We start from the raw sequence: 12,334 nt of genomic DNA on the forward strand, positions 1-12,334 counted from the left end.
ATGCAACAAGGGAGGAAGTACATGTTGCGCAAACTGCTTATCGGAACGGCTCTTGCGACGAGCTTTGCGTTCTCGGCGCATGCCGCGGACGTCAAGGAAGTGCAGATGCTGCATTGGTGGACGTCGGGCGGCGAAGCGGCTGCTCTCAACGTCCTCAAGGGCGACCTGGCCAAGGAAGGCTATGCCTGGAAGGACGTGCCGGTGGCCGGCGGTGGCGGCGACGCTGCCATGACCGCGCTGAAGGCGATGGTCGCGGCCGGCAACTACCCGACCGCCTCGCAGATGCTCGGCTACACCGTGCTCGACTATGCAGCGGCCGGCGTCATGGGGGACCTGACCGAGACGGCCAAGAAGGAAGGCTGGGACAAGTCGGTTCCGGCAGCCCTGCAGAAGTTCTCGGTCTATGAAGGCAAGTGGGTCGCGGCTCCGGTCAACGTCCACTCGGTCAACTGGCTGTGGATCAACAAGGCCGTCATGGACAAGATCGGCGGCACCGAGCCGAAGACCTTCGACGACTTCATTGCCCTGCTCGACAAGGCCAAGGCGGCAGGCGTGATCCCGCTCGCTCTCGGCGGCCAGAACTGGCAGGAAGCCACCATGTTCGACTCGGTCGTGCTGTCGACCGGCGGACCTGAGTTCTACAAGAAGGCCTTCAACGATCTCGACGATGCTTCGCTCAAGTCCGACACGATGAAGAAGTCGTTCGACAACCTCGCCAAGCTCGTCACCTATGTCGACCCGAACTTCTCGGGCCGCGACTGGAACCTTGCCACTGCCATGGTCATCAAGGGCGATGCCCTGGTGCAGGTCATGGGCGACTGGGCCAAGGGTGAGTTCCACGCCGCCAAGAAAACCCCGGGCACGGACTTCCTGTGCTATCGCTTCCCGGGCACGGACGGCTCGGTGATCTACAACTCCGACATGTTCGGCATGTTCAACGTTCCGGACGACCGCAAGGCCGCCCAGGTCGCACTTGCCACCGCCACCCTGTCGAAGAGCTTCCAGTCGGCCTTTAACGTCGTCAAGGGTTCGGTTCCGGCCCGTACCGACGTTCCGGACACCGACTTCGACGCTTGCGGCAAGAAGGGCATCGCCGACCTGAAGGCAGCCAATGATGGCGGCACGCTGTTCGGCTCGCTGGCCCAGGGTTATGGCGCGCCTCCGGCGGTCGCCAATGCCTACAAGGATGTCGTCTCGAAGTTCGTCCATGGTCAGATCAAGACCTCGGACGAGGCCGTGACCGAGCTGGTCAAGGCGATCGACGACGCCAAGTAAGCGCAACGCATGAAAGACCTTCCCCGCTCCGGCGGGGAAGGTTCCGCCTCGCAGTTGGTTGGCTTTGAGCATCGGGAAATCCGATGCTCGACAACATGCCGGCCAGACCCCGCCTGCACGGGGGCCGGCTTGCCACATGACGGCAAGGGACGGACGACCCGCAACGGGAGGAGCCTCATGAGTACGGTAGCGACAAGCCAGATCAAGCTGACGCCGGAGCACGCCCGGCCACGCGCCTCGGTGCGCTCGCGCCTGCAGGACGCCCTGCCGAAGATCGTGCTGGCGCCGAGCTTCGCCATCACCATCGTCTTCGTCTACGGCTTCATCCTGTGGACGATCTACCTGTCCTTCACCAATTCCAAGACCTTCCCGTCCTATGTCATCACCGGCTCGCGCGCCTATCAGCGGCTGTGGGGCTGGACCTTCGACACCGACCCGCCATCGAGCTGGTACACGTCGATCACCAACATGGGCATTTTCGGCTTTCTCTATATCCTGATCTGCCTGGCGCTCGGCCTGTTCCTGGCCATCCTGCTCGACCAGAAGATCCGCGGCGAAGGGATGCTGCGGCCGATCTATCTCTACCCAATGGCGCTGTCTTTCATCGTCACCGGCGTCGCCTGGAAATGGTTCCTCGACCCCGGTCTTGGCCTCGAGCAGACCCTGCATCAGTGGGGCTGGACGAGCTTCCATTTCGACTGGATCAAGAACAAGGATTTCGTCATCTACACGGTGGTCATCGCCGGCGTCTGGCAGGCCTCCGGCTTCATCATGGCGATGTTCCTGGCCGGCCTGCGTGGCATCGACGGCGAGATCATGAAGGCGGCGCAGATCGATGGCGCCACCACCTTCCAGCTCTATCGCCGCATCGTCATCCCGCTGCTGCGGCCGATCTTCCTGTCGGCCTTCATCGTGCTCGCGCACCTCGCCATCAAGTCCTACGACCTTGTCGTGGCGCTGACCAGCGGCGGGCCGGGTGGCTCGGCCTGGCTGCCGTCCAACTTCATGTATGAGTACACCTTCAAGCGCAACGAAATGGCCGTCGGCTCGGCCAGCGCCGTGATCATGCTGATGACCATCGTCGCCATCATCGTGCCCTATCTCTATTCCGAACTGAGGGAGAAGCCGCGATGAGCGCTGTCACCACTCCCGCCCGTCAGGCCTCTGGCGGCGTCAACGTCAAGACGGTCAACCGCATCGTCATCTACGGGCTGCTGGCGTTGTTTGCGGTGTTCTACCTGATGCCGCTGTTCGTCATGCTGGTGACCTCGTTCAAGACCATGGACGAGATCCAGAACGGCAACATGCTGGCATTGCCCAGGGCGCCGACCTTCGACCCGTGGCTGAAGGCCTGGGGCGAAACCTGCGTCGGCCTCACCTGCGCCGGCATCAAGGGCTATTTCTGGAACTCCATCAAGATGGTGGTTCCGGCCGTGCTGATCTCGACCATGCTCGGCGCCCTCAACGGCTACGTGCTGACCAAATGGCGCTTCCGTGGCGCAACGCTGGTGTTCGGGCTGATGCTGTTCGCCTGCTTCATCCCGTTCCAGTCGGTGCTGTTGCCGATGGCGACCATCCTCGGCAGCGTCGGCCGCTTCGGCGTGACGCTGCAGAACTCGATCGGAACGAGCTTCGGCCTCGGCAATTCGACGGTCAATCTTGTCTTCGTTCACGTCGTCTACGGCATCGGCTTCACGACTTTGTTCTTCCGCAATTATTACGAGGCGTTCCCGACCGAACTGGTCAAGGCGGCTCAGGTCGACGGCGCCTCCTTCTTCCAAATTTTTCGGCGCATCATGCTGCCGAATTCGATGCCGATCTTCGTCGTCACCGTGATCTACCAGTTCACCAACATCTGGAACGACTTCCTGTTCGCCTCGGCTTACGCCGGCACCGGCGACGCGATGCCGATGACGGTGGCGCTCAACAACGTCGTCAACACCTCGACCGGTGTCGTCGAATACAACGTCAACATGGCCGCCGCGATGATCGCCGCACTCCCCACCCTTCTCGTTTATGTGCTCGCCGGCCGCTACTTCGTGCGCGGTCTCATGGCCGGCGCCGTCAAAGGATAACCCGATGGCTTTTCTTGAAATTGATGGTCTGAGGAAGCGCTTCGGCCAGGTCGAGATCCTCAAGGGGATCGACCTCGATCTGGAGAAGGGCGGCTTCCTGGTGCTGGTCGGCCCGTCCGGCTGCGGCAAGTCCACGCTGCTCAACACCATTGCCGGACTGGAGACGATCACCTCCGGCGAAATCCGTGTCGACGGCCGCACGATCAACGATCTGCATCCGTCGAAGCGCGACATCGCCATGGTGTTCCAGAGCTACGCCCTCTACCCGAACATGACGGTGGCCGGAAACATCTCCTTCGGCATGGAGATGCGCGGCGTGCCGGCGGCAGAGCGGCAGAAGGCGATCGACAAGGTGGCCAAGGTGCTGCAGATCGGCCATCTCCTGCAGCGCAAGCCGAGCCAGCTTTCGGGCGGCCAGCGCCAGCGCGTCGCCATGGGCCGGGCGCTGGTGCGCGACCCCAAACTGTTCCTGTTCGACGAGCCTCTGTCCAACCTCGACGCCAAGCTGCGCGTCGACATGCGCATCGAGATCAAGCGCCTGCATGCCACCACCGGCACGACCATCGTCTACGTCACCCACGACCAGATCGAGGCGATGACGCTGGCGACCAAGATCGCCGTGATGCGCGATGGCGAGGTGCAGCAGTTCGGCACGCCGGCCGAAATCTACAACAACCCCACCAATCTCTTCGTCGCCGACTTCATGGGCTCGCCGGCGATGAACCTCATCCCGGCGACAATCGGCACCAACGGCAATGCGCTGTCCGTCGTGCTGCAGCGCGAGGCGCGCGAGCCGATCTCGCTGCCGATGGCAAATGCACCGGCGGGCCTGTCGGCTTTCCAGGGCAAGCCCATCATCTTCGGCGTTCGCCCGGAAGCCCTGACCGATCCGGAAGGCGCCGAGCGCAACGCCTCCAACATCGCCACCGCCGACTGCCATATCGAAGTGGTGGAGCCGGCCGGCTCCGACACCTTCGCCGTCACCAATCTCGGCGGCAAGGGCGTGGTGGCGCGGCTGCGCGCCGATGCCAACATCCAGCCGGGCACCAACACGCCGCTCGCTTTCAACCTGACCAAGGCGGTGTTCTTCGATCCGGCGACCGAGAACCGCATTCGCTGACGGCTATGACACATCCGGACATCGTCATCATCGGCTCCGGCATCGGCGGCGCCACGATCGCCTCCGGACTTGCCGGCAGCGGCGCTTCGATCCTGATGCTGGAACGCGGTGAGCCGTTGCCGGCAACGCCGCATGCGCGTGACACGCGTTCCATCTTCGTCGACGGCCATTACCGGCCGAAGGAGATGTGGCGCGAAGCCGGTGGTGGTGCCGCCTTCAATCCCGGCAACTATTACTATGTCGGCGGCAATTCGAAATTCTACGGCGCGGTGCTGATCCGCTACCGCAAGGAAGATTTCTCTTCCATGGAGCATTTCGGCGGCGTCTCGCCAGCCTGGCCCTTTTCCTATGACACGTTCGAGCCCTGGTATTCGAAGGCCGAGCAACTGTTTCGCGTGCGCGGCACGCTGGGCGAGGATCCGACCGAGCCATTCCACTCGATCCCTTACGCGTTCAAGCCAGTGCCCGACGAAGCGCCGATCGCGCGCGCCCGCGCCGAGCTTAGGGGACTCGGCCTGCACCCAGCCTCACTGCCGCTCGGCGTCGACATCGACACCTGGCTGAAGGAGGGCAAGACCGGCTGGGACGCTTTCCCGAACACAGGCCAGGGCAAGGTCGATGCGCAAACGGGGCCGCTGACGACGGCACTGAACGACCAGAACATCAAGCTCGAGACCGGCGCCTATGTCGAATATCTCGAGGCGTCGCCTGACGGCAAAACCATATCAGCCATCCACTATCGCCAGAATGGCGAGTTGAAAAAGGTGACACCGAAGCTGGTCATCCTCTCTGCCGGCGCGGTCAATTCCGCCGTAATCCTGCTGCGTTCGCCCTCGCCCGGCAACAGCAAGGCAGGTGGTCTTGCCAACCGCTCCGACCAGGTCGGCCGCAATTTCATGAATCACAATTCGAGCGCCATGCTGGCGATCGATCCGCGCCGCCGGAACGATGCCGTCTACCAGAAGACGCTGATGCTGAATGACTATTATCTGTCCGACGGCAAGGGCGGCAAGCCGCTCGGCAACGTCCAGCTGCTCGGCAAGATCGACGGCAACATGCTCAGGGCCAATGTGAAATTCGCGCCGAAATTCGCGCTCGACTTCATGGCCGGCCACGCCATCGACTGGTACCTGATGTGCGAGGACCTGCCCGATCCCGAAAGCCGCATCATGGTCGATGGCAAGGACATCGTCATGCAATGGCGGCGCTCCAACATGCAGTCGCTCGACGGCCTGACCAAGGTGATGCGCGAGAATTTTCGCGCCTGCGGTTATCCCATCGTGCTGTCGCGCCCCTTCGACAAGCGCACCCCTTCCCACCAGTGCGGCACGGTGAGGATGGGCGACGATCCCGCCACCGCGCCGCTTGATCCCTTCTGCCGCTCGTTCGATCACCAGAACCTGTTCGTCGTCGACGGCGGCTTCCTGCCGAACTCGGCAGCCGTCAATCCGGCACTGTCGATCGCCGCGCAAGCGCTGCGCGTCGCCGACCACATCCGCAAGACGGAGCTGACGGCATGAGCCGCCCTGCAGCAATTGTCACCGGCGGCGCGCGTGGCATTGGCCTTGCCTGCGCCGAAGCACTCGCCGATGCCGGCTTCGACATTCTCGTTGCCGACCTTGCTGAAAGAGCTGCCGATGAACTCGCCGCCATCATCACCGCGCGCGGCGCGGCATTCGCCTACCATCGGTGTGACATCGCCGATCTCTCCGCTCACGCCACACTTATCGACGCGGCGATGCGCGCCTTCGGCCGCATCGACTGCCTGGTCAACAATGCCGGCGTCGGCGCCGTCGTGCGTGGCGACCTGCTGGAGCTCAAGCCTGAGAATTTCGATCGCGCAATCAGTATCAACCTGCGCGGCACCATCTTCCTCAGCCAGGCGGTGGCCAATGCCATGCTGGCGGCACCTGCCGACTCGCCGAGATCGATCATCACCATCACCTCGGTCAGCGCCGAAATGGCCTCGCCGGAACGATCGGACTACTGCATCTCGAAGGCTGGCCTTTCGATGTGGGTGAAGAACCTGGCTCTCAGGCTAGCCGCCGAGAATATCGGCGTCTTCGAACTGCGGCCGGGCATCATCCGCACCGAAATGACGGCAGGCGTGGCCGCCAAATACGACGCATTGATCGACGGTGGACTGGTGCCGGCAAAGCGCTGGGGCGTGGCCGCCGACATCGGCGCCGTGGTGGCGACCCTGGCTGGCGGCAAGCTCGGCTTCTCGACCGGCTCGATCATCAATGTCGACGGCGCGCTCTCCGTGCCGCGACTGTAAGTGGATAGTGTCATGACCGACTATATCATCGTGGGCGCCGGCCCGGCCGGTTGTGTTCTGGCCAACCGGCTGAGCGAGGATCCGGCGAATTCGGTCCTTCTTCTGGAGGCCGGCGGCAAGGACTGGCATCCCTATATCCACATGCCGGCCGGCTTCGCCAAGATGACCAAGGGCATCGCTTCCTGGGGCTGGTCGACCGTGCCGCAGAAGCACATGAAGGACCGCGTCTTCTGGTACACGCAGGCCAAGGTGATCGGCGGCGGCTCCTCGATCAACGCCCAGATCTACACGCGCGGCAATGCCCGTGACTACGACGCCTGGGAGAAGGAAGAAGGTCTCGCCGGCTGGGGCTACCGCGACGTGCTGCCCTATTTCAAGCGCGCCGAGAACAACCAGCGCTACGCCAACGATTTTCATGGCGACCAGGGGCCGCTCGGCGTGTCCAACCCGATTTCGCCGCTGCCGATCTGCGAGGCCTATTTCCGCGCCGGCCAGGAAATGGGCATTCCCTTCAATCCGGATTTCAACGGCGCCAGCCAGGAAGGCGTCGGCTACTATCAACTGACCCAGAAGGACGCGAGGCGGTCATCCGCCTCCGTCGCCTATCTCAAGCCGGTCCGTGCGCGCAAGAACCTGACCGTCAGGACCGATATGCTGGTGACCCGCGTCGTCGTCGAGAAAGGACGCGCCATCGGCGTCGAAATCGTCGACAGACCGGGCGGCCAGAAGTCGATCCTGCGCGCCGAGCGCGAGGTGATCGTCTCGTCCGGCGCCATCGGCTCGCCGAAGCTCCTGATGCAGTCCGGCATCGGCCCGGCCGATCATCTGAAGTCTGTCGGCGTGACGCCGGTGCACGATCTGCCCGGCGTCGGCTCCAACATGCAGGACCATCTCGACCTGTTCGTCATCGCCGAATGCACTGGCGACCACACCTACGACAACTACGCCAAGCTGCACCGCACGGCGTGGGCTGGCCTGCAGTATCTGCTGCTGAAAAAGGGGCCGGTCGCCTCCAGCCTGTTCGAGACCGGCGGCTTCTGGTACGCCGACCCGACAGCTGCCTCGCCCGACATCCAGTTCCATCTCGGCCTCGGTTCCGGCATCGAAGCCGGCGTGGAGAAGTTGAATAATCCGGGCGTCACCTTGAATTCGGCGTTCCTGCGGCCGCGCTCGCGCGGCACGGTGCGGCTGAAGAGCGGCGACCCGGCCGACCATCCGCTGATCGACCCGAATTACTGGTCCGATCCTTATGATCGCGCCATGTCGATCAAGGGGCTCAGGCTGGCGCGTGAGATCATGCGGCAGAAGGCGCTTGCCCCCTATGTGCTGCGCGAAGTGCTGCCCGGCCCGTCACTCGCCAGCGACGACGAGCTGTTCGACTACGCCTGCCGCAGCTCAAAGACCGATCATCACCCTGTCGGCACCTGCCGCATGGGCCATGACGACATGGCGGTTGTGGCGCCGGATCTGCGGCTGCGCGGCATCGAAGCCTTACGCGTCTGCGATGCTTCGGTGATGCCGCGCGTGCCCTCCTCCAACACCAACGCGCCAACCATCATGGTCGGCGAAAAGGGTGCCGATCTGGTCCTCGGCCGCGAGCCGCTGCCGCCGGCGGTGTTTTCCGGTAATCGCGCGGCGTGACAGCCGAGAAGGAACAATCCGATGATCAGGCACTGTGTCTTCGTCAAATTCCGCAATGATGTCGGCGTCGGCGAACGCAAGGCGATCCACGCCGACCTCGACGCACTGCGACAGGTGATCGACGGCATGGATGCGGTCCAATTCAGCGCCAATGTCAGCCCCGAACCGTTCGCCCGCGGCTTCACCCATGGCTTCACCATCGATTTCCGCGATGCCGCCGTGCGCGACGCCTATCTGGTGCATGAAGCCCACCAGCGTGCAGGTGCCCGGCTGGTGGCCGCGCTCGAAGGCGGAACGGATGGGTTGATGGTTTTCGACCTCGATCTTACGAAAAAGTGACCGCCGGTTTTTCGAAAGCCGGCTGATGGCTGTTCTCTTTTGCCGACCGGGCGTCATCCGCTTCAGTCCGGAACGGCGCGGCCAGGTGATGACCGTTCCGGGCTCACGGCAGCTAACCCAGTCGGAGCGCAATAACGCCGGCGACGATGCTGATCGCGGCGGCACCGCGCCAGCCCGTCATCTTCTCGCCGAGCGCGAAGACCGAGATCATCATGGCAAACAGGATCGAGGTCTCGCGCAGCGACGCCACCGAGGCGATCGGCGCCTTGGTCATCGCCCACATCACGATCCAGTAGGCAGCGCCACTGAGTACACCGGTGAACAGCCCCGTCTTCCAGTCGCGCGCCAGCACTGGCAGCGACCGCGGCCCGCGGAAGGCGATGCACAACACCAGCGCCCATAACGCGTCGCAGATGAACAGCCAGGCTGCATAGCTCGACGCGGTGGCTGCGAGCCGCGCGCCACTGCCGTCCGACAGCGTGTAGCTGGCGATGAAGATCGAGGTGCCTAACGCAAAGCCGACCGCCCGCAGGTTGAGCTTCTCCAGATGCGCGCCACCGCGAAACGACATCACCAGCGTGCCGGCCGACAACAGAGCGATGCCGAGAATGGCGAGCGGAGCCGGAACCTCCTTGACCACCACCATGCCGCCGATGGCGGCGAGCAATGGCGCGGTGCCGCGCGCCAGCGGATAGGTCTGGGCGAAATCGCCGGCCTTGTAGGCGCCGATGAGGAATGTCCGGTAGCCCATGTGGAAGAAGACCGAGGCGATGATGTAGGGCCACACTTCGGCTTTCGGCACTTCGACGAAAGGCAGCGCCACGAGGGCAGCAGTGCCCATGCCGAGCGTCATCAGCGTGATCGACAGGAAGCGGTCGAGGTGCACCTTGACCAGCGCGTTCCAGATCGCGTGCATGGCGGCGGCGGCGAGCACCGCGAAAAAGACGAACAAGGTCATGTGCGGCTCATCGGCCTCCAGAGATGGTGGCGATGCCCGATGTTTCCAGGTCGATGTCGATCCGCAACGGGAAATGGTCCGACGCAACCTCGCCAATGTCGGCGCTGACCGAGCGCACGCGTCCGGCGAACATGCCGCTGACGAAGCAATGATCAAGCCGGCGCTTGGTGAGCTTGCCATCGATGGTCTTCACATGGGTATGGAAATCCGCGGCCGGCTCGCTGGCGACTGAAGCGGCATCGACGAAGCCGTCGAGATAGGCGGCTCCGCGATGATAGGGCGTGCTGCCGACGATGCGGCGGTATTCGGCGCTGCCCGGTTCCATATTGAAGTCGCCCATCCAGATCGCCGCCAGCGGGTTCTCCGGCTCGGCTTCGCCGCTGGTCCAGTTGCGCGCCGGCTCGTCATCGATGCCGCTCCACGGGCCACCATCAGAAGGCGCCCGGCGGTGCTCGGCAAGCAGATAGTCGATCTGCTCCAGCCGCTCCTCGGCCGCGATGTGCGCGAGATGCAGCGACAGCACCCGCACCGGACCCGCCGGTGTGCGGATCATGCATTCGAGCGCCGCGTTACGGGTGTTGAGCGGCCGAAGCGTACGGCGCATCGGCAGCGCATGCAGCCGTGACCAGACAATCGGCAGCTTGGACAGCACCATCGTACCGAACTGCCGGCGACGGTTGACGATCCGGCCGTCACGCCGTTCGCTGGCGTCCATGTCGAAGGCCGGTCCATAGACCCAGTGATAGTCCGGCAAAAGGCGGGAAAGCAGCTCCGGCTGGTCGTCGAAATTGCTGCGCTGCCAGTGGCGCTCGACTTCCTGCAAGGCAATAATATCGGCACCGGCAACAATGCGCGCGGCACGCGAAAGATCGTAGCGACCGTCACCGCCGAATCCGTACTGGATGTTGTAGCTGACCAGCTTCATTGCTTATCCGGCTCAATTTCGATGTTGGCAGTAACGGTTCGACGATGGCCTTGCAATGGACCGCCATGATGGCGTGGCTGGGCCAGGAGCAGACACCACCTAAGTGGTAAGAGGCTGGAACCGCCCGGCTGGCGAGGCCGCCAGTTCGGACCAGTCGATTTCCTCTTCCAGGCGATGGTAGGCTTCGTCGCCGATCGTGCCGTTGCGGCGCAGTTCCTCCAGCGCGTCACGCTGGCTGTTGATGGCATAGAGGCGCAGCCGGTCATACTCCGTCGCCGCTTGCGCGTTTTCCGGGTTTTCGGCGATCGTACGCTGCGCCGCATATTGCTCGCGCACGGCAGCGGCGGCATTCGATGTCTTGCCGCTCAACACGTTGAGCGCGGCCTGCATGACGGCCACACGCGCCCGCGCCACTTCGCGGTCGACTGTCGTGTCCGGATCAAGGCTGAGCGCCTTCAGCAATGGCTTGAGCGTCATACCTTGCAGCACCAGCGTGCCGAGAACGACCGCGAAGGCGGCAAGCACAATCGGATCGCGGCCAGGGAAATTGGCTGGCAGGGCAATGGCGGCCACCAGCGTCACCAGCCCGCGCATCCCGCACCAGCCGACGAGCAAGCCGCCGCGAACCGACGGCGCTTCTCGCCTTCGGCCCTCGCTACCGGACCGGGCAAGCCATCTGATGATCACGCCGTAACCCAACACCCAGGCGAGGCGCGAAACGATGACGACGGCCAGCACCGTTGCGGCGAAGACGAATGCTTCCCCCTGGCCTTCCCCGGCAAGCCGGCCGACGATCGACCGTGCCTGCAGGCCCATCAGCACAAAGGCCAGCACGTTGAGCACGAAGACCGCCGACTCCCACACCGAATAGGTGCTGACGCGTCTCCTTGCCGACATGTGGCGCGGCGCGCGGCGCGCAAGCGTCATGGCATAGACGACGATGGTGATGATGGCCGAGAGGCCCAGCCTGTCGGCCAGGATCCAGACGCCGAATGTCCCGGCGAACTGCACAACGGTGCTGCTTGCCGCATCCTCGATACGGGTAAGCGTCAGCAGCGAAAAGCGGCCAAGCAGATAACCCGCGACCAGGCTGCCAACCGTCGACAGCAGGATCGTCGGAATGGCGTTGCTCAGCGTGACCGCGCCTATCGCTGCCGAAACCGCCAGCCGATAAATCAACAGCGCTGTGGCATCGTTGAGCAGGCTTTCTCCCTGCAGGATGGCGGTGATGCGGTGCGGCACCTTAAATTGCCCGAGCACAGCACTTGCGGCCACCGCATCTGGCGGAGCAACGATGGCGCCGAGCGCTATTGCCGCCGCGATCGGCAGTCCGGCCATCTTCCAGCCGACGAAGGCGACGATCGCCGTGGTGAAAATGACGGCGCCGAGCGCCAACAGCACGAGCGACAGCCGATACCGGTTGAGATCCCGCAACGATGTGTCGTAGGCCGCATCCAGAAGCACCGGCGCAATGAACAGCGCCAGCGCCAGCTCCGGGTCGATCTCGATCGTCGGCGCGCCAGGCACGAAGGCAATCCCAACCCCGGCCAAAGCCAGCAGGGACGGATAAGGAATCTCCAGCCGTCGCGACAGTGCCGTCAGCGCGACGGCGATCAGCAGGAGGACAAGTGTGAGTTCGAAAAGAGCCATGGCTCGTTATATCCGGAACCAGAACTGTCGGCAGTAGCTGGCCAACAACATGCCGTTGATTGGTCATCGCGTA

At 63.7% G+C, this 12,334-nt stretch carries 11 protein-coding genes; 8 read left to right on the plus strand and 3 right to left on the minus strand.

Translation table 11 applies throughout. The features are described from left to right. Positions 1-21: 21 nt before the first annotated feature. The 8 genes from BLS48_RS12180 (at position 22) to BLS48_RS12215 (ending at position 8,728) form a co-directional block, all read left to right on the plus strand. A complete protein-coding gene (locus BLS48_RS12180; RefSeq protein ID WP_091577884.1) occupies positions 22-1,275 on the plus strand; it encodes an ABC transporter substrate-binding protein in 1,254 nt (417 codons plus the stop codon). A 177-nt stretch (positions 1,276-1,452) separates the two neighbouring features. After that, complete coding sequence (locus BLS48_RS12185; RefSeq protein ID WP_091577885.1) at positions 1,453-2,409, plus strand: carbohydrate ABC transporter permease; 957 nt, start codon at positions 1,453-1,455, stop codon at positions 2,407-2,409. Then, a complete protein-coding gene (locus BLS48_RS12190) occupies positions 2,406-3,350 on the plus strand; it encodes a carbohydrate ABC transporter permease (protein WP_091577887.1) in 945 nt (314 codons plus the stop codon). Before BLS48_RS12185 ends, BLS48_RS12190 begins: the two co-directional genes overlap by 4 nt. 4 nt (positions 3,351-3,354) lie before the next feature. Further along, positions 3,355-4,470: an ABC transporter ATP-binding protein gene (locus BLS48_RS12195; RefSeq protein ID WP_091577889.1), complete on the plus strand. Its 1,116-nt coding sequence runs from the start codon at positions 3,355-3,357 to the stop codon at positions 4,468-4,470. 5 nt (positions 4,471-4,475) lie between these two features. Continuing rightward, positions 4,476-5,990, plus strand: a complete 1,515-nt coding sequence (locus BLS48_RS12200) for a GMC oxidoreductase (protein ID WP_091577891.1) — start codon at positions 4,476-4,478, stop codon at positions 5,988-5,990. Continuing rightward, on the plus strand, positions 5,987-6,748 hold the full coding sequence (locus tag BLS48_RS12205; protein WP_091577893.1) for a 3-ketoacyl-ACP reductase: 762 nt from the start codon (positions 5,987-5,989) through the stop codon (positions 6,746-6,748). Before BLS48_RS12200 ends, BLS48_RS12205 begins: the two co-directional genes overlap by 4 nt. A 12-nt stretch (positions 6,749-6,760) precedes the next feature. Further along, positions 6,761-8,389: a GMC family oxidoreductase gene (locus BLS48_RS12210; RefSeq protein ID WP_091577895.1), complete on the plus strand. Its 1,629-nt coding sequence runs from the start codon at positions 6,761-6,763 to the stop codon at positions 8,387-8,389. Positions 8,390-8,410: 21 nt separating this feature from the next. Then, positions 8,411-8,728: a Dabb family protein gene (locus BLS48_RS12215; protein ID WP_091577896.1), complete on the plus strand. Its 318-nt coding sequence runs from the start codon at positions 8,411-8,413 to the stop codon at positions 8,726-8,728. 112 nt (positions 8,729-8,840) lie between these two features. Here BLS48_RS12215 and BLS48_RS12220 read toward each other — a convergent pair whose 3' ends face one another. The 3 genes from BLS48_RS12220 to BLS48_RS12230 form a co-directional block, all read right to left on the minus strand. Continuing rightward, complete coding sequence (locus tag BLS48_RS12220) at positions 8,841-9,686, minus strand: EamA family transporter (RefSeq protein ID WP_091577898.1); 846 nt, start codon at positions 9,684-9,686, stop codon at positions 8,841-8,843. Positions 9,687-9,693: 7 nt separating this feature from the next. Continuing rightward, positions 9,694-10,611: an endonuclease/exonuclease/phosphatase family protein gene (locus BLS48_RS12225; protein WP_091577899.1), complete on the minus strand. Its 918-nt coding sequence runs from the start codon at positions 10,609-10,611 to the stop codon at positions 9,694-9,696. Between the two features lie 99 nt (positions 10,612-10,710). After that, the gene (locus BLS48_RS12230; RefSeq protein ID WP_091577901.1) at positions 10,711-12,261 is read right to left on the minus strand and encodes a cation:proton antiporter; all 1,551 of its coding nucleotides are present in this window, start codon (positions 12,259-12,261) and stop codon (positions 10,711-10,713) included. Positions 12,262-12,334 lie beyond the last annotated feature (73 nt).

It is taken from the genome of Mesorhizobium qingshengii (assembly GCF_900103325.1).
Classification (GTDB): domain Bacteria; phylum Pseudomonadota; class Alphaproteobacteria; order Rhizobiales; family Rhizobiaceae; genus Mesorhizobium; species Mesorhizobium qingshengii.